At 59.3% G+C, this 19,531-nt stretch carries 20 protein-coding genes and 1 riboswitch; of the genes, 8 read left to right on the plus strand and 12 right to left on the minus strand.

Going from position 1 to position 19,531, the window contains the following annotated elements; genetic code table 11:
• Positions 1–5 precede the first annotated feature (5 nt).
• The 11 genes from PGH32_RS07120 to PGH32_RS07170 form a co-directional block, all read right to left on the minus strand.
• The gene (locus PGH32_RS07120) at positions 6–1,748 is read right to left on the minus strand and encodes a PP2C family serine/threonine-protein phosphatase (protein ID WP_337893604.1); all 1,743 of its coding nucleotides are present in this window, start codon (positions 1,746–1,748) and stop codon (positions 6–8) included.
• The gene (locus PGH32_RS07125; protein WP_337893605.1) at positions 1,745–2,791 is read right to left on the minus strand and encodes a TerY-C metal binding domain-containing protein; all 1,047 of its coding nucleotides are present in this window, start codon (positions 2,789–2,791) and stop codon (positions 1,745–1,747) included. The genes PGH32_RS07120 and PGH32_RS07125 overlap by 4 nt, the downstream gene beginning before the upstream one ends.
• 91 nt (positions 2,792–2,882) lie before the next feature.
• Positions 2,883–3,521 carry a vWA domain-containing protein gene (locus PGH32_RS07130; protein WP_123330139.1) on the minus strand — a complete coding sequence of 213 codons (639 nt, stop codon included), beginning with the start codon at positions 3,519–3,521 and terminating at the stop codon, positions 2,883–2,885.
• On the minus strand, positions 3,518–4,162 hold the full coding sequence (locus PGH32_RS07135; protein WP_123330137.1) for a TerD family protein: 645 nt from the start codon (positions 4,160–4,162) through the stop codon (positions 3,518–3,520). Before PGH32_RS07135 ends, PGH32_RS07130 begins: the two co-directional genes overlap by 4 nt.
• Before the next feature lie 9 nt (positions 4,163–4,171).
• Positions 4,172–4,810 carry a vWA domain-containing protein gene (locus PGH32_RS07140; RefSeq protein ID WP_337893606.1) on the minus strand — a complete coding sequence of 213 codons (639 nt, stop codon included), beginning with the start codon at positions 4,808–4,810 and terminating at the stop codon, positions 4,172–4,174.
• A gap of 261 nt (positions 4,811–5,071) precedes the next feature.
• Positions 5,072–5,545 carry a tellurium resistance protein TerW gene (locus PGH32_RS07145; protein ID WP_314420215.1) on the minus strand — a complete coding sequence of 158 codons (474 nt, stop codon included), beginning with the start codon at positions 5,543–5,545 and terminating at the stop codon, positions 5,072–5,074.
• Between the two features lie 94 nt (positions 5,546–5,639).
• Positions 5,640–6,596 carry an HpcH/HpaI aldolase/citrate lyase family protein gene (locus PGH32_RS07150; protein WP_314420217.1) on the minus strand — a complete coding sequence of 319 codons (957 nt, stop codon included), beginning with the start codon at positions 6,594–6,596 and terminating at the stop codon, positions 5,640–5,642.
• Positions 6,596–7,669, minus strand: a complete 1,074-nt coding sequence (locus PGH32_RS07155) for a cysteine protease StiP family protein (RefSeq protein WP_337893607.1) — start codon at positions 7,667–7,669, stop codon at positions 6,596–6,598. The genes PGH32_RS07150 and PGH32_RS07155 overlap by 1 nt, the downstream gene beginning before the upstream one ends.
• Positions 7,662–8,444, minus strand: a complete 783-nt coding sequence (locus tag PGH32_RS07160) for a hypothetical protein (RefSeq protein ID WP_314420221.1) — start codon at positions 8,442–8,444, stop codon at positions 7,662–7,664. The genes PGH32_RS07155 and PGH32_RS07160 overlap by 8 nt, the downstream gene beginning before the upstream one ends.
• Positions 8,437–9,576 carry a phosphoribosyltransferase domain-containing protein gene (locus tag PGH32_RS07165; protein WP_337893608.1) on the minus strand — a complete coding sequence of 380 codons (1,140 nt, stop codon included), beginning with the start codon at positions 9,574–9,576 and terminating at the stop codon, positions 8,437–8,439. Before PGH32_RS07165 ends, PGH32_RS07160 begins: the two co-directional genes overlap by 8 nt.
• Positions 9,577–9,586: 10 nt before the next feature.
• Positions 9,587–10,642, minus strand: a complete 1,056-nt coding sequence (locus tag PGH32_RS07170) for an ATP-grasp domain-containing protein (RefSeq protein WP_337893609.1) — start codon at positions 10,640–10,642, stop codon at positions 9,587–9,589.
• A 327-nt stretch (positions 10,643–10,969) separates the two neighbouring features.
• Here PGH32_RS07170 and PGH32_RS07175 point away from each other — a divergent pair, with 327 nt between their 5' ends.
• From PGH32_RS07175 to PGH32_RS07205, 7 genes are all read left to right on the plus strand, one after another.
• Complete coding sequence (locus PGH32_RS07175) at positions 10,970–11,551, plus strand: TerD family protein (RefSeq protein ID WP_314420225.1); 582 nt, start codon at positions 10,970–10,972, stop codon at positions 11,549–11,551.
• The gene (locus PGH32_RS07180) at positions 11,551–12,747 is read left to right on the plus strand and encodes a TerD family protein (RefSeq protein ID WP_337893610.1); all 1,197 of its coding nucleotides are present in this window, start codon (positions 11,551–11,553) and stop codon (positions 12,745–12,747) included. Before PGH32_RS07175 ends, PGH32_RS07180 begins: the two co-directional genes overlap by 1 nt.
• Before the next feature lie 22 nt (positions 12,748–12,769).
• Positions 12,770–13,225: a tellurite resistance TerB family protein gene (locus tag PGH32_RS07185; RefSeq protein WP_314420230.1), complete on the plus strand. Its 456-nt coding sequence runs from the start codon at positions 12,770–12,772 to the stop codon at positions 13,223–13,225.
• A 23-nt stretch (positions 13,226–13,248) separates the two neighbouring features.
• Entirely contained in the window at positions 13,249–14,286 is a 1,038-nt protein-coding gene (locus PGH32_RS07190; protein WP_264546593.1) for a TerC/Alx family metal homeostasis membrane protein, read from the plus strand.
• Positions 14,287–14,344: 58 nt separating this feature from the next.
• Positions 14,345–14,923: a tellurium resistance membrane protein TerD gene (terD, locus tag PGH32_RS07195; protein ID WP_314420234.1), complete on the plus strand. Its 579-nt coding sequence runs from the start codon at positions 14,345–14,347 to the stop codon at positions 14,921–14,923.
• 72 nt (positions 14,924–14,995) lie between these two features.
• On the plus strand, positions 14,996–15,571 hold the full coding sequence (locus PGH32_RS07200; protein ID WP_337893611.1) for a TerD family protein: 576 nt from the start codon (positions 14,996–14,998) through the stop codon (positions 15,569–15,571).
• A gap of 86 nt (positions 15,572–15,657) precedes the next feature.
• Complete coding sequence (locus tag PGH32_RS07205) at positions 15,658–16,989, plus strand: VWA domain-containing protein (protein WP_337893612.1); 1,332 nt, start codon at positions 15,658–15,660, stop codon at positions 16,987–16,989.
• Positions 16,990–17,024: 35 nt separating this feature from the next.
• Here the strand turns inward: PGH32_RS07205 and PGH32_RS07210 are convergent, their stop codons facing one another.
• Positions 17,025–18,041 carry a lipoate--protein ligase A gene (locus PGH32_RS07210; RefSeq protein WP_314420239.1) on the minus strand — a complete coding sequence of 339 codons (1,017 nt, stop codon included), beginning with the start codon at positions 18,039–18,041 and terminating at the stop codon, positions 17,025–17,027.
• Positions 18,042–18,309: 268 nt separating this feature from the next.
• A riboswitch (guanidine-I (ykkC/yxkD leader) is annotated at positions 18,310–18,409 on the plus strand.
• 59 nt (positions 18,410–18,468) lie between these two features.
• On the opposite strand from PGH32_RS07210, the gene PGH32_RS07215 reads away from it, so the two are divergent.
• Positions 18,469–19,527 carry a putative urea ABC transporter substrate-binding protein gene (locus tag PGH32_RS07215; protein WP_337893613.1) on the plus strand — a complete coding sequence of 353 codons (1,059 nt, stop codon included), beginning with the start codon at positions 18,469–18,471 and terminating at the stop codon, positions 19,525–19,527.
• Positions 19,528–19,531 lie beyond the last annotated feature (4 nt).

Consider the following 19,531-nt stretch of genomic DNA (forward strand, 5'->3'; position numbering starts at 1 on the left):
GCTGCTTACCAGGATGCGACAATTGTCCGGTCATCGTGGTTGCCGGGGGAGAAGAAGTTCAGCCATTCGGCCAGCCTTTCCGCCGCGTGCGGCTCGTCGGCCAGGCACGGGGCGATCTCTGTTACCAGGGCATCCCATTTATCCGCGTTGCGCAGGCCGTTATCGGTTTCAAACCACGGGTCGGAAACCCCGTCGGTGACCAGCAGCAGGTGCGAAATCTCCGGCCATTTGCCGATGCTGATGCGCTTGCTGAATTCCGGGTCGGCGACGGCTTCGGCATCCAGGAAGCGGGTTTGCCCGGCATATTCGCCGCTGTCCGGCGTGCCGAGGACGCGCACTTTTCCCGCCGGGCCGTAGGCGGCGATTGCGCCGTCGCCCATCCAGAACGCGGCGGCAAACAGCTCATCGCCACAGCGCAGGGATACGGTGGCCAGCAGGGTGGTGGAATAGGATTTTACGCTTTCAGCAAGCTGGCTGGCTTCGCCGGTGATGGCGTTAACCGCGGCAATCGATGCCTGATGGAACTGGCGAATAAAGGTGGCGCCGACCGCCTGCCGATCCTCGCTGCTCCAGTTCTGCACCTGGTGTCCCAACGACTGCCCCCGTTCGCCGCTCAGCAGCGCGACGAGGTGGTCAGCCACGCAGCGGGTGGCAATCTGCGATCCCCGCCGCGAATTTTTTGCACTGCCTGCGCCGTCGGCGACCAGCATGATGCTCCAGCCGCTTTCACTGCAGTGGTGGATGGCAAAATCATCATCGCGAAACGATCCGACGTGTTCATGGGATCGCCCGCGGCGGCTGGCGGCGGCAATGCGAGTTCCCGGCTCCACGATCTGCCGGTGGTCGATATTCGGTTTGAAGTAGCGATCGTCCGCCGGAGGCTCGATGATCTTCCACAGGCTGCGCGGGTCGGGATTGATGATAAACAGCTGTTCCTGCGGGTACGGCGGGCGATCCCGCCAGCGCCAGTGAACCAGCAGCGTGATATCGCCGCTGGTGGTCGGCGTTCCCGACAGCACGCCGCTGGTTTTGTCGAAGCTCAGTCCGAACGCGTCGGGAAAAGTGACGTCTTCCACGCTGACCGGCTCGCCGTTATCCAGCCGTACCTCAACCTGCGCGCTGAACGGCGTGCCGACGCGGGCATTGGGCAGGCTGATTTTTGCGCGCGGCAGCGGCGGAACCGGTGCGGGCGGCGCTGTGACCGCCGCGACGGGCACCTGGCCGGGGCGCAGGGGCAACGGGGCGTTTAGAAGGGGGCTGTCAGAGTGTGCAACAACGCCATTCTGCAACAGTTCAGGCGTTTGCGACTGCGCGGTATTATCAGCGCTAATCGTATTGTCAGCGCCGGTGATGCCGTCATCGTAGGCCGATTTATCCGATGTTTCGATCTCACTCTCCGGTTTTGTCACAGCCTTACCGCTAACCAGCTCCGCGAAATAAAACGCCAGCGGCAGCCAGGTCAGCGCGTGTGGAGCGGGCGGTGGCATGGCCGGGTTGATTGATTGATTCAACACCGGAGCAGACAATACACTCGCCGCCGTATCAACGTTCGCTACCTGGATTTTGTCTGCGCTGGCGGAGTCACCAGGCGTCAGCTTTTGCGCCACCCGCTCAATCAGTCGGTTAAGTAGAAATGCAACAGACGGGTCGGCCAGCAGGGCATCGCGCTCGCCCGCATCGTTCTGCGCCCTGTGCCCGTCCAACAGCACCGCCAGCAGCCGCTGACGAAGTTCCGTATTTTCCATCATCCTCGTCCCCGATTAACGTCGAAATCCTGTTCGCCGCCTTCATCGCTGAAGGACAGCCCTTTGTCACACCACGGGCAGGTAACATCGTCCGGTCCGTTGATGCACAGCAGCCCGCCGCAGGTGCAGAGTGCAAACGCGCTGCCGTTGCCGCAGTGCGGGCAGCCGGGCACGCCGTGCAGCTCGGCGGTATTGACCTGAAGCGCCGACGCGGAGGCATCGCTCCACGCGAAATAGTCTTCATCAATCGGATAGCAGCCCGCCAGATTAAAGCCGTTGATATTCAGTTTGAAATCCAGCGAGGAGAGGTTAACCGCCGGGCGTTCGTACTTCATCAGATATGGACGGCGTGAACGCGAGCAGCGGCCGGTGAGGATCACGCAGGTTTCATCGCTGGCGCGGGCCACCTCGTCTTTTGCCAGTCGGACAATCGAGCCGGTGGTGGGCAGCGGCGTAGCGGCGGTGGCGGATTCGCCAACGCTACGGCTGTGGGCGGAAACCGAGGCGGTGATCCACTTGATGAACTGGGTAAAATCGCTCTCTTTCGCTTCGTTAAACAGCAGCACATTCTCGGTCAGCTGGCGCAGGATATTCAGATCTGCACCGGAGCCGATGCCGATGGCGATCAGATTGACGCGGCTGGCGTAGTGCTCTTTCCAGCGGCGGATTTCGCCCGACACATCGTCGGTGGGGCGGCCATCGGTCAGCAGATAGACCACCGGCCTCCAGTCGCCTTTGCGTTCGGCGGTGGTTTTACGCACCTGCAGATCGATCTGACGGGTCAGCTCGCGCAGCGCCGCACCCAGGCTGGTGCCGCCGCCAATGGGCAGGCGTGGGGGATAAAACGACGCCGACTCGACCAGCGGAACGATAGTTTTCGCCACGCCGGCAAAGGCAATCACCGACACCCAGGCGGTTTCCAGCGCGTGGGGATCTTTCTTCAGGTCGTTAACGATGGTTTGCAGACCCTGGTTCATTTTTTGCAGATTTTCCCCGACCATCGATTCCGAACAGTCGAGGATAAAAAATATGGGCAGTCTTCTCATGATGACATTCCCCAGAAAGGGCAGATACGCCGCAGCGGCAGGCCGGGCGGCAAAAATCGGGCAGCGGTGTAAGAACGCGCTGCCCGAAGAGTTACAGCACCAGCTGAATTTCCGGCGGCGGCGGCGGCAGGCTGTCCTGAGTAGCGTTGATCCCGGCGCTGCTGCTGCCGGACGCAACGCTGGCCGACACCCATTTGAAGAAGCCGGAGAAGGCCGTGGAGTCCAGCGTTTCCAGCGCCACCACCTGGGAGGTGAGCTGCTTGAGCGGTTCGTGCTTCGCTTTGCTGCCCACCGCGCAGGCTATGATCGCCCCAAACGATCGTTTTTTTATCTCGGGGATCGCTTCGCTGTAGGCCAGGCTGTCCGACGGCGTACCGTCGGTCATCAGGAACACCAGCGGACGCCAGTCGCCTTTACGGTCGCCGTCCGAGCGCTGAATATCGCGGTCGACGCAGTGCATCAGGCACTCCAGCGCCGCGCCGGTAAAGGTGCCTCCGGCGCTCGGCACCACGATATCGGTAAACTGAAAGGCTTCCAGCGCGGTCAGCGGAGTATGCTCGCGTGCTTCATTATCGAAGGTGATAATCGAAATATGCACGCTTTCCAGCGCGTAGGGATCCTGGCGCAGCGCGCTGAGCATTGCCTGGATGCCGACGTTAACCGCGTGAATGGATTCACCGCGCATCGACCCGGAGGTATCAATCAGCAGATAGACCGGTAATCTTCTCATCGCATGTAGTTCTTCAGATGTGACACGAAGGTGTCGGACTCAGAAGGCTCACCGATGGCGTTCAGCTTCCAGCCGGTGCTCTCACGCACCAGTTCGGCAAACAGCATTGAACGCTGATTGCTGAAGGCGCTGCCGCCGGAGAGATCGAAGCGGGCCATTTCCACATTGCGGGCATCGACCGCGCGGATAAAGGCGTTCTGTACCTTGCCAAAGTGCTGCTGCAGCTGCACGCCGTTATAAATCTGCACGATAAAGACGATCTTCTCGTAGCGGGCATCCAGCGTATTGAGCTTAACGATGATTTGCTCATCGTCACCGTCGCCTTCGCCGGTGCGGTTGTCACCGGTCAGCCAGATCTGGCCGGATTTATGGCGCAGGCTGTTGAAGAAGATGATGTCGCCGTCGACCAGGGTCGGCTTGCCGTTTTCCGTTTTACCTAAGTCGGCCACTTTGCCTGCGGCATCGCAGAGAAACGCCACCACGTCGAGGTCATACTCCGGTTCTTTTTTGCCGAACAGACCGCCCAGCAGGCCTTTTTTCTCTTCGTTAATGTCCCAGCCCAGCCCGATGGTCACGGATGACAGATCGTGCTCGTTTTTACGCAGGCTGACGCCTTGTCCTTTTTTTAAGCTGACTGACATAATCTCTCCTTATAAAACGACGTTAACTTCCGGCGGCGGCGGCGGCAGATCGTCAAGCCCGATCACCTCTTTTTTACCGGATTCCACCTTCTGGCTGCCGACCGAAATACTGGCGGAAACCCATTTGAAGAAGGCTTTGATCGAAGAGGAATCGGCGGTATCCAGCTGCAGCACGATCTCGGTGATTTCCTGCAGAACTTTGGTTTCGGCCGCGTGGCCTGCGGCGCAGGCCACCACCACACCGGTACGGGCCGCCTTGAATTCGCTGACGCCCTTGCGCCAGTCGTCGGTCGGCGCGCCGTCGGTCATGATAAACACCAGCGGCCGCCAGTCGCCCTTGGTTTCGGCGGTGGTTTTTTGCACTTCCTCGCCGATGCGCGTGGCAACCAGCGACAGCGCATCACCCAGCGCGGTGGTGCCGCTGGCGGTCAGGTCGGGCAGGGTGAAGTTAATCAGATCGGTCAGCGGGACGGCCTGGCGGGCGGTGGAATCGAAGGTAATCACGGAAACCCAGGCGGTTTCCAACGCGTAGGGATCCTGCCTGAGGGTGGAAAGCAGCATCTGCACGCCGTTTTTCACCGCTTCAATCGGCTCTCCGGTCATCGACCCGGACGTATCAAGTAAAAGGTAAACCGGCAGTCTTCTCATTAGGCTTTCCTGCTGTTGAGATGGGGGGGATTTTGCGACTAAAGTTTATCCGGTTGTTATCTCAGTAGAAACGGTAATGTGTCAAGTGCGGTTAACCGGTCGGGGGAAGCGTACTGCGGCGGTCAGGTGGCGGTTTAACGCCGGAAGCAGCGGCGGTCAGGGCTGGCAGGATGCGTTTTAAACGGCAAATGCAGCACGGCTCTCTGAAACACGATGCGGAATTGAAGCGAGGTAGGGCTGAGGGGAAAAGCAGCGTAGGGGTCAGCTGCTCTTTTTCTGCGCCATGGCGGTGCGAATGAGTTCATCAATGCCGTGCGCCACGGCCATTTCCACCGCTTCGCTGCGGGTGATCTCCTGCAGGCGTGACAGGCGGTCGATTTTACGCAGCAGCGACATGCGCAGCGAAAGCGACACCGCTTTTTTCTTATCCTTATCGAGAAAGACCCGGCTGACCGTTTCGGCCGGTTTCAGCTCGGCATTTTCAGCCAGCGCCTCGTTCATCCGGCGCAGCGCTTTCTTATCCAGCTGACCCGCAGCGGTAAGCTGATAGGAATGGCTGGCTTTGCTGTATTTGATTTCCGCGGCGTAAGACTCGCGCAGCTCTTTCAGCGCGCGGGTCAGGGTCGGCTCGGAGCAGTCCAGCGCGGTAATAATGCTCTCGGCGGAAACGGGTTTGCCCGCGCCAAGCAGCGTCGCCAGTTTAAAAATTCGGGCCTGTCGGGTACTGAGATGCATAATAATTCGCTGCCTGCATTAATCATTATCGTTTTATAGCCCGGCAGCATAGCACGGTACGCGCTGTTGCTGGCAGGATCGCCGGAGGGTTCGCTCAGCTTTTGCTCAGCGCCGTCATCAGCCTGAGCGCATCCGGATTTTTCTCGCTGACGATACCGTACACCTGGGCGCGGGCAAGAATGGTCGAAGCCCAGCGTCGGTGGGTCGCCGGTTCGCACATCGCCCCCTGCGACTTAAACACCGCCTGGCTGGAGTTAAGAATGCGCAGCGCATCCGCATGGTCGCTGGCCGACACCATCAGCGCCGCTTCGATAATGCCAATCTGGCTCGGATGAATGGCGGTTTTACCGACCAGGCCGTGCAGCATATCCAGCGCCAGCTCGCGATCCATGATCTGCCTGTCGTCAATATGTTCACAGACCGGGGCGGTGAGGGCGAAATCCCGCGTGGCAAAGACCGACACCAGCATTTTAATCACGTAGCCCATCGGGCCGTCGTACAGGGTGAACTCCCGCGAACGGCGCAGCGATACCACGTTCATCAGGTCGTTGCCGCCGATGCGCAGGGCAATAATACGCTGACGGCAGGGGTGATTGGCCAGTGCCGCGGCCAGTTCGCGCATCTGCACCACGTCAAACACCTCTTCGGTTTCCAGCGTCGGCATCATGCACAGGTGCGAGTCTTTAAGCATCGCCCACCAGACCGGCAGGCAGTGGCGGGTAAACTTGGGCAGCACCAGCCCGTCCACGCCGCTCAGATCCCAGTCGGCGGCCAGCTCCGCGCCCATGCTGATATCGCGCGGACGGACAAATACCAGCGGCCAGCAGGCGTTACCCTGTAACTTTTTCGCTTCCGCCAGGCGCGCCAGAACCTGCTGCAGATTGCGGCGGGCAAGGGGGATATCGGCATCGCTGACCGCATCTTCCAGACAGATGACCAGCGAACGCAGGCCGGCAATCTTATTATCCAGGACGGTTTCAGCGATATCCGTGCGGGTGGCGGGCATATACAGCGTTGCACCGAGACGCCAGGGGGAAAGCCGTTCGTTCATCAGAGTACCTTCTTGATAATGGTGACCGCCCGATACTGGCCGATGGCCTCGCCCACGGCGGTCACCGCGATACCTTTTTCACGCGCCAGATGCAGCAGCAGCGCCACATCGGCATCCTCCGTTGACCGGACCAGTACGTGATCCGGCACGCGGCGCAGTACGGCGCGGGTCGCTTCGGCAATGCCGGGTTTGATGCGGTTAGTGCTGGCGATAGCGTACTGCTGCGCCAGCTGCTTAATCACCGCTTCACTCTGCTGCCGCAGCCCTTCATTCTGCGCCGGATCCCACTCGCAGGCCTTAACCTCTCCCAGCCGGCGACGGTGCGCGGCGACCGTGTCAACCAGGTGACGGCTGCACTCAAAGCGTTCGAGATGAGTACAGATCACGCAGCCGTGGAACCCATCAGTGCGCCAGATGGATCGCGAAATCATGCCGGATACCGGCGCGCCCATAATGCCAAACGGGATCAGCCAGTCGTCGTCGCTGGCCGACAGCCACGACCGCCCGCAGGGATCGGCCAGCACCACGAGGCGCGGGTAGGCCGGATAGCCGGGGCGATCCTTCAGGGAGCGGACCAGCTCGCCGGTGATGGCGCCTTTGCCGGTCCAGCCATCAACGAAAACAAGGCCTTCGGTGCCGTGACGCCGTTCAATCCAGTCCAGCGCGGCGTTGTCAATGCCGCGATCGCGAATAATGCTGATACCGTAATGATAAGACTCTTTGCCACAATCGCGCAGCGCCTGCTGCAGCATCACGCCCAGCGGCACCCCGGCGCGGACCAGGCTTGCCAGCACCACCGGCGTATCGGGGAAGCGCTCAATCAGCGCCTGCGCCAGCATCGCCACCTCTTTTGCCAGCCGCGCTGCGCCCTGATCAAGCGCGCGGGCAAACAGGTCCAGATGCCATTCGGTCGGCTCCGGCTCCTGGCTCAGCATCTCGGAATAGTGCTTCGCGCCCGACTGGATCAGCGCTTCTTTGCGATCGACCGGGGTCATTTCCATTTCAACCGGCGTCAGCAGAAAGTGAACGTCATCCGGGTGATAGGATCCTGAAAACGGCACAAAATCAGTCATGGTCCGGCTCCCTGAACAGCGCCTGGTTAATATGGTCGGCAAACTGGCTCTGGCGCGGCAGGCCGTACCAGCTGCACAGCTTCATAAAGCGGTGATCGCTGAGGCTGTCGCCGAGGCCAATCACCGGAAACACTCCGCGCTCGGCGCGCAGGCGCTCCAGCAGGAAGCTGACCGCCAGCCCTTTTTCCACCACCACCGGCAGCCACGCGACGTTGTTGCTGTTGCGATGGATATACCAGCCCGCGGTGGGGAAGCGCTGCTCGATCTCGTCGGCGATGGCGTAAAGCTCGTCCAGCTTCGTGCTGTCGCGATGCTTCATCACCAGATAAACGGGCGTCCGATCGTATTCATAATTAATGCGCGCCCAGCCGTTGATATTACGTTCCGCCATCAGTTCGGTGATCTGCTGCTGCATGGCAAGCAGCTGCGCCGCATAGGGGGCGAGCTTTGCCAGCATCAGCGCCTGCCATTCGGCATCCGCTTCGCCCTCGGGGTTGAGGATCACCGCGCCGTGGGTGGCCACCGCCCACGAGCGGAAGGGGATTTCCACCCGGGCGATCTCTTCGCTGCCGCGTGCGGTCACCGGGATGAGATCGCCGTGCTCCAGCATCCAGTCAACCAGCATCGCCTGTTCTTCGGTCATAAAGCTGCGCGGCTGCAGGCTGCGGTCCAGCGCGCCGGTGCGGAACGGCTCCAGCGCCAGCTCGTCCACCATCTTGCGGCGGGTCTGGAACAGGGTGTCGTCGAGATCGGAAAAAATTACCGGCTTATTCATAGCTCAGCACCTCAACCTTCGGAGCTACCTTCGACAGCGCCGCAATCAGGATCGGGTCGAGGCTGTCCGCCGGCGTTTCGCTGCACAGCAGGATGCGGTCAAACTGCTGATGGGCCACGTTGTAAACATAGTTCGGAATCCCCAGTCCGTAATTATCGCTGAACGCAATCGCCGACTGGATGGCAAATCCGGTGGCAATCGGGGAACGGGTGGTGGAGCTGTACTTCACCTCGGCTCCCTGCTGCTCAAGGCGCTCCGCCAGCAGGAACGGCTCCCAGATGAATTCGCTGGTGCCGAGCACGAGGATCTTTTCCCCGGGGGCCACGGCGATATCGTTGCCGAGATCGCCGGCCGGCGAGGCCATTCCCAGACGGCCCCAGTTTTGCCGCCCGGTCACCGGAACGCTGCCGCGGGCGGTCACGTTCACCGCCGGCATCACCGGGACCGGCGCGTCCGGGTTTTTCTCCCAGTGCCAGTCGCCGCGCACCAGCGCTACGGTGGTTACCGGCAGCGGGCAGGCTTTGGCGATCGCCTCCCCGCTCCAGTCGGTCAGCGTAACGGCGATCACCCGTTCGATGCCGGTCAGCCCGGCGTCGTTTCGCAGCGCGGCCAGCAGATTGATAAAGGTATTACCGGTGGTGGCTTCATCATCGATCAGCACCAGCGTTCGCGCGTTCTGCACCCGGCGGCGCAGTTCGGCGTCATCGGGCAGATAGAGCAGGTGGTCGGTCGCGTGGCTGTGGTCCTCTTTAAATTCGCACAGCAGTTCGCCGCTGACCGGATGGCGCGTGGAGCTGAGATACACCGCATCCGGCATGCGCTGCCGCATCTCGTCAAACACGCCCGCGCCGAGGCCCACGGCGGTTTCCGCCATGCCGATAAACAGCACCGGGCCATCGGACAGCGTGGGGAACTGAGCTGCCAGCTGGCGGTAAACGCCGCGCATGGTGGTCGGGCTGACCGGAATATGGCGGCCGAGCACTTTACTGACAAACAGGAAGGCACGCTTGGGGTTGCGGCGCTCGGCCACGTCAAACAGGTCGTCCAGCGGGATCGTGTTGCCGACGGGCGTGACGCTCAGCGTGCCGCAGGTCAGGGTTTTGCGCCACTGCGGCGAAGGGATAGCGGTCATACTCGGTTCCTTACGGGATCAGGTTAGTCAGCGGTTGATAGCGCACGACGTCGGTTAGGGAGCGCACGGTGGCGGGAGCAAAATCACGACTGGCGCTTTCACGGACCTGCTCTGCGGTTATCAGACCCAGGCGGCGCAGGGCGAACAGGCCGGGCAGGTTAACGCCGCTGAAGCGGGTATAGCCGATGCCGCCGGAAGGGCGCATGTTGATCTCCAGCAGCAGCGGTTTCCCGTTCGCATCGTGACGGGTCTGCACGTTCACCAGCCCGTCGGCCTCCATCGCTTCGGCACAGGCGCGGCCAAGTTCGTAAGCTTCACCGCTGTTTTCCAGATGCTGCAGCGCACCGTCTTTACGCCGGGCAACGGCTGCCAGCACCGAACCCTTTTCTACCAGCATATCCACGGAATATTCCGGGCCGGGCAGCCAGGGCATCAGCACCAGCGGCTCAGCCGCTTCGGCGGCTTCCAGCGCCTGTAAATAGAAGTGGGGATGAACCCGACGGCTGTCGGGATGGGTAAAGGCGGCCATCGGCGCGGCAGATTCATCAAAACGCCAGAATCCCATGCCATAAATACCGGTAACCGGCTTCACGCACAGGGGCGCATCGCCAAACGGTGAGTCCTGCAACAGCTGGCGCAGCTGGGCCGTGGACTCAACGCGAACGGAGGGCACCACCGGCAAACCGCACTGCGCCATCGCTTCGGCAAAGCTGACCTTATCGTCGGCGAGATCCAGCATTTCAAGGCGAGTGGCACCGGTGGTGAGGCTGGCACCGCTGGCCTCAATCTGCCCGCGATGGGATTCGAACCAGCGCGCGTTGCGCCCGGTGTGAATCGCCCGAATGCGGTGCTGAGCGACCTGCGCCAGAATAAACGGCAGCCGCTGTTCATCATCAGACGGCTCAATCAGCGCGTAGTCGGCCTGGGAAAGGATTTCATTACGCTGATGGCGGTGAGAGGCAAAAACGGTAATCGGCTGCTGCGATGCTTCAGCCCCCGCGGTGATGCCCTGAATAATATCGCGCTGTGAGGACAGACCTTCCATCAGCCAAATGTTCATTGTCATTCTATAGTTATCCGGTAGGGGCGAAGTTGCACAGCAAATAAGCATCGAGTGTAGGGAGCCAGGAGAATGTTGTCAATCATATTATGATTAACGTAAAGACGTACCACTTTCATCTAAAGAAATGTAAATTTCGCGGTGAACTGTTTATTTTTTGCAGAAATAAACTCGGATTTAATTCAATAAAATCATGTAGATAAATCTTTTTCCTTTTGCAAATAAAAAAAGGGTCTTGTGCAGGAACTTCATCATGATATGATTTTCTACCTCAAGGATTGTGACGCAAAAGTCAGTTGCCTTTTTCATTACTCATCTTAAGGAATTATGACCATGGTTTCATTAAGCAAGAACCAGACTGTATCACTCAGCAAGCAGTCTTCCGCGATTAATAAACTGCATTTCGGCCTCGGCTGGGATCCGGTAAAGAAGAAAGGCCTGTTTGGTAAGATCTTTGGCGGCGATGGTGACATCGACCTCGATGCAGGCTGCGTATTGCTGGATAAATCAGGTAGCGAAATCGATACCATCTGGTTCCGTAAGCTCAAATCCGACTGCGGTTCGGTGATTCACAGCGGCGACAACCTGACGGGTGAAGGCGACGGCGATGATGAAATCATCAATGTCGATCTGACGCGTCTGCCTGCCGACGTTGAGTATCTGGCTTTTACCGTTAACAGCTTCCGCGGTCAGTCGTTTAACGATGTGGAAAACGCCTTCTGTCGCGTGGTGGACCAGGCCGGTAAAGAGCTGGCCCGCTATCAGCTGACCGAGCAGGGCGCACATACCGGCATCGTTATCGCCTCTCTGCATCGCAATCTGGGCCTGTGGGACTTCACCGCTCACGGTAAAGCGTGCAGCGGCCGGACAATCGATGCGATGCATACCGACATCGTTGCCACGGTGGTGCGCTGATGAATATGACCCCGGGGGGCAATGCCCCCGTTCCGCTTAAAACGCTGACCGTGCGCGTGCTGTCCGGCGCCTCGGTTGATGCCTCCGCCTTCCGCCTGTTTGAGAACGGCAAGGTGCAGGGCGATGCCGATATGGTGTTCTACGGCCAGCCGCAGAACAACGATGGCACTATCAGCCTGAATGCGCAGGGCAATAACACGGCGTTCACCGTCGATCTCAGCCGGCTGCACGCCGCGGTGCAGAAAGTGGCGTTTACCGTCACCTGCGACGGCGCGCAAACCGTGGCCGGTCTGCAGCGCCTGGCGATTCAGGTGGAATCCGCGGGCGAAGTGCTGCTGAACGGGAACGTTGATATCAGCGGACGCCAGGAAGCCGCGCTCATCCTCGGTGAGCTGTACCGCCGCAACGCGGAGTGGAAATTCCGCTTTATCGCCCAGGGCTTTAACGGCGGGCTGAAGCCGCTGGCCGAACACTTTGGCGTGGATGTGGCGGATACCCCGGCACCGGCACCTGCAGCCGCTCCGGCTCCGGCTCCGGCTCCGGCCCCGACGCCTGCCCCGACGCCAGCACCCGCGCCGGCCAGTAAAATCAGCCTGAGCAAGGTGACGCTGACCAAAGAGAAACCGGCAATCAGCCTGACCAAGCGCGATAACTTCGGTGAGATCCGCATCAACCTCAACTGGCATCGCGCCCCGGCTTCATCGGGCGGGCTGAAAGGGTTCTTCGGCGGCAATAAGGGCATCGATCTGGATATCGGCGCGTTTGTGGAGCTTAACGACGGCAGCAAGGGCGTGATTCAGGCGCTGGGCAACACGTTTGGTTCATTGAACGACAAGCCTTACGTTCATCTGAAGGGCGATGACCGCACCGGCTCGGTCAGCGACGGCGAATGGATGTATATCAACGGCCGCGAGTGGAAACAGATCCGCGAAGTGCTGATCTACGCCTTTATCTACGAAGGCGTGCCGAGCTGGGATAAGACCGACGGCGTCGTCACGCTGCATATCCCGGACCAGCCGTCGATTGAAACGCGCCTGACCGAAGGGCAGGACCGCCGCAATATGTGTGCGATTGCCCGGCTGGTGAACGAAAACGGCAATATCAAAGTCGAACGTATTAACCAGTTCTTTAAAGGCCATTCCGACATGGATGAAGCCTTTGGCTGGGGATTTCGCTGGAAAGCGGGTTCTAAATAATTATTCACAGAGGAAAGTAGATATGGGTTTCTTTGACAAGGTAAAAGGCGCATTCAACACCAGCCGCGACGAGTTGACCAGGCAGGTGAGCCGCTTCAAGAACAAAAAATTCATGCAGGGCACCGTGGCCGTTTGTGCGCGCATTGCGGTTGCCAGCGACGGCGTCAGCGCGGAAGAGAAGCAGAAGATGATTGGCTTCCTGCGCGCGTCCGATGAGCTGAAGGTGTTCGATACCACCGAAGTTATCGAATTCTTTAACAAACTGGTGACCAGCTTCGATTTCGATATTGAAATCGGTAAAGGCGAAACCATGAAGTACATCCTGGCCCTCAAAGACCAGCCGGAAGCGGCTCAGCTGGCCCTGCGCGTTGGTATCGCAGTCGCCAAAAGCGACGGTAACTTTGACCCGGATGAGCAGCGCGCCGTTCGCGAAATTGCTGTCGCGCTCGGCTTTGAACCGGCTGAATTCGGCCTCTGATGTCACACCTTTAAGGGTTAACTATGGTATCCACGCATATCGGCTTTCCGACTGAGACAGTCATTGTTTTTGTAGTACTGGCTGTCGGAGCCATTCTTATTGACCTGTTCATGCATCGCGATGACAAGCCAATATCGTTGAAAAGTGCCGCCCTGTGGTCTCTGTTCTGGGTCGCGGTTGCACTGGGCTTCGCCGGCTTCCTGTACGTTCACCACGGCGCGGAAGTGGCCAGCCTGTTTGTGACCGGTTATGCGCTGGAGAAAGTGCTGTCGGTAGATAACCTGTTCGTGATGATGGCGATTTTCTCGTGGTTTGCCGTACCGGACCGCTACCGTCACCGCGTGCTGTACTGGGGGATCATCGGTGCCATCGTCTTCAGGGGTATCTTTGTGGCGATTGGTACCGGGCTGCTCAGCCTCGGGCCGTACGTGGAGGTGGTCTTCGCGATTATCGTGGCCTGGACCGCGGTGATGATGCTGAAAAGCGGCGACGACAGTGAAGAAATCGAAGACTACTCGCAGCATCTGGCTTACCGCATGGTAAAACGCTTCTTCCCGATTTGGCCGAAAATCAGAGGCAACGCCTTTGTATTAAGCCAGAAAGAAGTGGACGCCGAGCTGGCGAAACCGGAAAACAAAGACGTGACCATTGGTCGCGGCGCGAAGGCCTGGCGCTACGCAACCCCGCTGTTCCTGTGCGTGGCGGTGGTTGAACTGTCTGACGTGATGTTCGCCTTTGACTCGGTACCGGCGATTATCGCCGTCAGCCGTGAGCCGCTGATTGTCTACAGCGCCATGATGTTCGCTATCCTTGGTCTGCGTACTTTGTACTTTGTTCTGGAAGCGTTAAAACAGTATCTGGTACATCTGGAGAAGGCCGTTATCGTTCTGCTGTTCTTCATTGCGGCGAAACTGGGTCTTAATGCCACCGACCACATCTGGCATCATGGTTACAGCATCTCGGCAACGACCAGCCTGTTTGTGGTTCTGGGCGTGCTGGCGGTGGGGATTATCCTCAGCGTGATGTTTCCGGGCAAACCTGATGCTGAGGAAGAAAAGTAAGGGCGGTAGTCCCTGCTTCTGAAAACGAATTCGAAAATCTAATTATGAGGAAAATATAATGAGCGTTTCTTTATCCAAAGGCGGCAACGTATCTCTGAGCAAAGCAGCACCTACCATGAAAAACGTTCTGGTGGGTCTGGGTTGGGATGCACGTTCTACCGATGGTCAGGACTTTGACCTGGATGCGTCAGCGTTTCTGCTGGCCGCCAGCGGCAAGGTTCGTGGCGATGCTGACTTCATTTTCTACAATAATCTGACGTCTTCCGACGGTTCCGTCAGCCACACCGGCGACAACCGCACCGGCGAAGGCGACGGTGATGACGAATCACTGAAAATCAAACTGGACATGATCCCGGGCGACGTCGACAAAATCGTCTTCGTGGTCACCATTCACGATGCGCAGGCGCGCCGTCAGAGCTTTGGTCAGGTTTCCGGTGCGTTTATCCGCCTGGTGAACGACGACAACCAGACCGAAGTGGCCCGCTACGACCTGACGGAAGACGCCTCTACCGAAACCGCCATGCTGTTCGGCGAGCTGTATCGTCACGGCGCCGAGTGGAAATTCCGCGCGGTCGGTCAGGGCTATGCCGGTGGACTGGCATCCGTGTGTGCACAGTACGGCATCAACGCATCCTGATAGCTTCACTCTTTGTTCCAACCGGGCAGTGAGACGCTGCCCGACTCACCCATTATCAGCAGGAGCATTAAAATGGCAGTTTCTCTCGTAAAAGGCGGCAACGTATCCCTCACCAAAGAAGCACCTACCATGAACATCGCCATGGCCGGTCTGGGCTGGGATGCTCGCGTAACCGACGGCCAGGACTTTGACCTGGATGCTTCAGTCTTTATGGTTGGTGAAGATGGCAAAGTGTTGAACGACAGCGGCTTTATCTTCTTCAACAACAAGCTGAGCAGCTGCGGCTCCGTTGAGCACCAGGGCGACAACCGCACCGGTGCGGGTGATGGCGACGATGAGCAGGTGAAAGTTGAACTGAGCAAAATCCCGGCCGATGTGAAAAAACTGGTCTTCGCGGTTACCATCTATGATGCGGAAGCGCGTAAGCAGAACTTCGGCATGGTCAGCAACAGCTTTATGCGTATCTACAACAACGACAACGGCACTGAAATCGCCCGTTTCGACCTGTCTGAAGATGCCTCTACCGAAACCGCGATGGTCTTCGGTGAGCTGTACCGCCACGGCACTGAGTGGAAGTTTAAAGCGGTAGGTCAGGGCTTTGCCGGTGGCCTGTCCGCGCTGGCTTCCCAGCACGGCGTTAACGTCTGATCATCAGATAATACGAAAACCCGGCGAGTCCGGGTTTTTTTTCGTCTTTGCGCCGGGAGGCGCTTCACGTCACACAGGATCTGTCTATGCTGCTTCAGTCGGGCCAGAATCTGGTCGTCAATGCCTCACGGCTTACCCTGAACCTGCACTATCCCACGGTGCCGGGGTTTCGCGGTGAGCCGGATACCTCCGTTTTTCTGCTGAACGCTGCCGGTAAGGTGGGCGGTGACAGCGACTTTATCTTCTACAATCAGCCCGCAACGCCCAATCGCAGCGTGGTGCTTAACGTGGCCGCGCAGGGCAGTACGGTCACGATTGACCTGGCGCTTATCCCGGAGGGGGTCAGTAAAATTGCCGTGACGCTGGTGATTGACGGCGCGGACTCCATCGCCGGACTGACCGGCCTGTCGCTGGATGTGCCGGGCATCGCGCGCTTCGAACCCGAAACCGCTGGCCGCAGCGAAAAAGCGCTGATCGTCGCCGAAATCTATCGGCACGGCGGTAGCTGGAAACTGCGCGCGCTGGGCCAGGGCTTTAACGGCGGGCTGGAGCCGCTGGCGCTGAACTATGGGGTGGATATCGCCAGCCCGCCTGCGGATGCGCCCGCAGCCGCCCCTGCGGCGTCTGCCGGTGCGCAGAATCCGCCTGCCGCCGTTCCGGCTTCCGTGACACCGTCACGCAGCGCTGGACCCTCTGCGGCACCCACCGTCAGCCTGGAGAAAAAGCTGGAGGCGAAAGCGCCGAGGCTGGTCAGCCTGGCGAAAAACGCCACCGTCAGCCTCAGCAAACACCGGCTGAACGACATCCAGGCGCGGGTGGCATTTGTGCTGGATGCCTCCGGTTCGATGACCAAACAGTTTAAGCAGGGCAACGTGCAGGCGGTGCTGGACCGCATTGCGGTACTGGCGGTGCAGTTTGATGACGACGGCTCGATGGATGTCTGGGGCTTTGCCGAACGCCATGCCAAATACCCGGACGTGACGCTGGACAACCTCGACGGCTATATCGATGCCATTCGCACCGGCGGTAAACGCGGCTGGCTGGAGCTGCTGCCGGGACTCGGCGGCACAAATAACGAACCGCCGGTGATGGAAGAGATCGTCGACAGCTTCCGCCACAGCGACCTGCCGGTGTATGTGGTGTTTATCACCGACGGCGGCATCAGTAAAACGCGACAGATCAAAGAGGCGATTCGTCGTTCGGCGAACTACCCGATCTTCTGGAAGTTTGTCGGCCTCGGCGGCAGTAACTACGGCATTCTGGAGAATCTGGATGACTTCAGCGATCGTCGGGTTGATAACAGCCACTTCTTTGCTATCGACGACTTTGCCAAAATGTCATCCGAGCGGCTGTACGATCTGCTGCTGGAGGAGTTCCGCCCGTGGTACGACGCGGCGAAAGCGGACAGGGTGTTCTGATTCATGCCTGCCGTGAAGACGGCAGGCATGCGGATTCAGCGCAGGCTCTCTTCCAGCCAGGCCGCAAGCTGCATCAGCTCTTCCCGCTGCGGCGGAAACGCCGCGATCAGTGCTTCAGTCAGCCGCGAAACGGTCTGCGGCTGATATTTCTCGCCCTGTAGCTTATCCTGCAGCGCCTCCAGCGGCGCCGGGTTCAGGCTGTCGGTATAAATCCGGCAGCGCTGAATCACACCGCGCTCAACGTCCACGTGGATCTCCACGCCGCCCCAGCTGAAACGGGTATCCAGCCGATGGGCGAAATCCGGGGCCTGGCCGAAGTTCCACTCCCAGCTGCTCTGGCGGGCAAAGGTTTCGGCAAAGCCGGGCAGGTCGGGGAACGCCTCAGGTGAAATCAGCTCGGGCTGGCAGCGTTCACCGTAGTGTTCAAAGAAGGATTCGGTGACAGCGTCACAAATGCGCTCGTAGCTGATATCCGGCTGAAGCTCCTGCAGATTCGCCACGCGGGAACGTACCGAAGTGATCCCCTTGGCCTGAAGTTTCTTCTCATCGGGGTTGAGATAGTCGGCCAGCCGGGAAAGATCGGCATTCATCAGCAGGGTGCCGTGATGGAAGCCGCGGTCGCGGGTTTCACGATAGGCCGAGCCGGACACTTTACGCATGCCGTCGGCGGTGCTGACCACCAGGTCGTTGCGGCCGGAGGCTTCCGCCGTCATGCCCAGCGCTTCCAGCGCGTGCAGGATAATGCCGGTGGACACGCTTTTATCATATTCCGGCTTACCGGCCATAAAGGTAAAGCAGCAGTTACCGAGGTCATGAAACACCGCGCCGCCGCCGCTGCTGCGGCGCGCCAGGCGAATGCCGTCCTCTTCCATCCGCCGGGTGTTGCACTCTTTCCACGCATTCTGCGCCCGGCCAATCACCACCGTTTCCGCGTTGCGCCACAGGAACAGCACCCGCTGGGTGGCGGGCATCTGACGGAAAATGCACTCTTCTACCGCAAGGTTAAACCACGGATCCCAGGATTCAGATAACAGTAAACGCAGTGAGGACATCAGTAACTCCATTTCCATATTAAGGCCGCCGGACAGTACGCGGCGGCGGGAGTGCGGCGCAGGGATCATACTCTGGCGACGACCGGCGTGTCACCTTCGTCTGCATGGCGTGGTGCACCGCGGTGATGCAGCCTGCCTGTTAATGAGGCATCGAGAAGCGAAGATTACACGTAGTTCATCTTAACTTATTGTTATTCAATGTCTTTAACTTCTGGCACAGCTTTTGCTTTGATCCTACCAAGCAGCAGCGTTACCCAGAAAACTAATATAAATAGCAGGCTAGGGTTCCGGTCCATTTCGATGGATGTCTGGTCCGAGAGCTGGCGACCTCGGTTGAGGTTACACGGCGGGACAAAAGCCCGGGAGACAGCAACACCGCAGGTGTAGCGCTGCTCCCGTATTTTTTCCGCCGACACCGAGGTCCGATATGAAACTATCCCGTTTGCTGGGCGCCTGTCTCCTTACCGCCACTGCACTTCTCAGCCTGCCCACGCAGGCCGCCGCCAAGAAAGAATTCAATGTCTGCTGGACCATCTACGCCGGCTGGATGCCCTGGGGGCAGATTTCCAGCTCGGGGATCATCGATAAGTGGGCCGCAAAGTACGGCATTAAAATCCACGTCACCCAGCTCAACGACTACATCGAATCGATCAATCAGTACACCGCCGGGCAGTTTGACGGCTGCACCATGACCAATATGGATGCGCTGACCATTCCCGCCGCCGGCGGCGTGGACAGCACCGCGCTGATCCTCGGCAGCTATTCCGAAGGCAACGACGGCGTGGTGCTGAAGGGCAAAGGCAAAACCCTCAGCGATCTGAAAGGGATGAAGGTCTATCTGCCCGAACTGTCCGTTTCCCATTACCTGCTGGTGCGCGGCCTGGAAAAGGCCGGCCTGCAGGAGAAAGACGTCACCGTGGTTAACACCTCCGATGCTGATATCGTCTCCGCCTTCGCCACCTCGGGCGTTCAGGCCGCCGTGGCCTGGAACCCGCAGCTCTCGGTGATTAAAGCCACCCCCGACACCACCGAAGTGTTCGGTTCTCAGCAGGTTCCCGGCGAGCTGATCGACATGATGGTGGTTAACACCGCCGTGCTGAAGGACAACCCGGCGCTGGGCAAGGCGCTGACCGGTGCCTGGTTTGAAATGATGTCGCTGATGAAGGCCGGCGACAGCAAAGCCCTGACCGAAATGGCCACCGCCTCCGGCACCGATCTGGCGGGCTATCAGGCACAGCTGAAAACCACCCATCTGTTTTATACCCCGGCCGATAACCTGCAGTTTATTACCGGCAGCGAGCTGGCAAAAACCATGCAGCGCGTGGCGCAGTTCTCCTTTGATAAGGGGCTGCTGGGCGATGGCGCACAGAGCGCGGACTTTATCGGCATGCAGTTCCCCGGCGGCGTGACGCAGGGCGACAGCGGCAACCTGAAACTGCGCTTCGACGACAGCTATCTGAAGATGGCCGCAGACGGCACGCTGTAACCGA

This window comes from Erwinia sp. SLM-02, assembly GCF_037450285.1.
GTDB lineage: Bacteria > Pseudomonadota > Gammaproteobacteria > Enterobacterales > Enterobacteriaceae > Erwinia.

Excerpts from the sequence above, each read along its gene's own strand:
- PGH32_RS07120 (WP_337893604.1), bottom strand. The coding sequence starts at position 1,748 with ATGATGGAAAATACGGAACTTCGTCAGCGGCTGCTGGCGGTGCTGTTG.
- PGH32_RS07125 (WP_337893605.1), bottom strand. The coding sequence starts at position 2,791 with ATGAGAAGACTGCCCATATTTTTTATCCTCGACTGTTCGGAATCGATG.
- PGH32_RS07130 (WP_123330139.1), bottom strand. The coding sequence starts at position 3,521 with ATGAGAAGATTACCGGTCTATCTGCTGATTGATACCTCCGGGTCGATG.
- PGH32_RS07135 (WP_123330137.1), bottom strand. The coding sequence starts at position 4,162 with ATGTCAGTCAGCTTAAAAAAAGGACAAGGCGTCAGCCTGCGTAAAAAC.
- PGH32_RS07140 (WP_337893606.1), bottom strand. The coding sequence starts at position 4,810 with ATGAGAAGACTGCCGGTTTACCTTTTACTTGATACGTCCGGGTCGATG.
- PGH32_RS07145 (WP_314420215.1), bottom strand. The coding sequence starts at position 5,545 with ATGCATCTCAGTACCCGACAGGCCCGAATTTTTAAACTGGCGACGCTG.
- PGH32_RS07150 (WP_314420217.1), bottom strand. The coding sequence starts at position 6,596 with ATGAACGAACGGCTTTCCCCCTGGCGTCTCGGTGCAACGCTGTATATG.
- PGH32_RS07155 (WP_337893607.1), bottom strand. The coding sequence starts at position 7,669 with ATGACTGATTTTGTGCCGTTTTCAGGATCCTATCACCCGGATGACGTT.
- PGH32_RS07160 (WP_314420221.1), bottom strand. The coding sequence starts at position 8,444 with ATGAATAAGCCGGTAATTTTTTCCGATCTCGACGACACCCTGTTCCAG.
- PGH32_RS07165 (WP_337893608.1), bottom strand. The coding sequence starts at position 9,576 with ATGACCGCTATCCCTTCGCCGCAGTGGCGCAAAACCCTGACCTGCGGC.
- PGH32_RS07170 (WP_337893609.1), bottom strand. The coding sequence starts at position 10,642 with ATGACAATGAACATTTGGCTGATGGAAGGTCTGTCCTCACAGCGCGAT.
- PGH32_RS07175 (WP_314420225.1), top strand. The coding sequence starts at position 10,970 with ATGGTTTCATTAAGCAAGAACCAGACTGTATCACTCAGCAAGCAGTCT.
- PGH32_RS07180 (WP_337893610.1), top strand. The coding sequence starts at position 11,551 with ATGAATATGACCCCGGGGGGCAATGCCCCCGTTCCGCTTAAAACGCTG.
- PGH32_RS07185 (WP_314420230.1), top strand. The coding sequence starts at position 12,770 with ATGGGTTTCTTTGACAAGGTAAAAGGCGCATTCAACACCAGCCGCGAC.
- PGH32_RS07190 (WP_264546593.1), top strand. The coding sequence starts at position 13,249 with ATGGTATCCACGCATATCGGCTTTCCGACTGAGACAGTCATTGTTTTT.
- terD (WP_314420234.1), top strand. The coding sequence starts at position 14,345 with ATGAGCGTTTCTTTATCCAAAGGCGGCAACGTATCTCTGAGCAAAGCA.
- PGH32_RS07200 (WP_337893611.1), top strand. The coding sequence starts at position 14,996 with ATGGCAGTTTCTCTCGTAAAAGGCGGCAACGTATCCCTCACCAAAGAA.
- PGH32_RS07205 (WP_337893612.1), top strand. The coding sequence starts at position 15,658 with ATGCTGCTTCAGTCGGGCCAGAATCTGGTCGTCAATGCCTCACGGCTT.
- PGH32_RS07210 (WP_314420239.1), bottom strand. The coding sequence starts at position 18,041 with ATGTCCTCACTGCGTTTACTGTTATCTGAATCCTGGGATCCGTGGTTT.
- PGH32_RS07215 (WP_337893613.1), top strand. The coding sequence starts at position 18,469 with ATGAAACTATCCCGTTTGCTGGGCGCCTGTCTCCTTACCGCCACTGCA.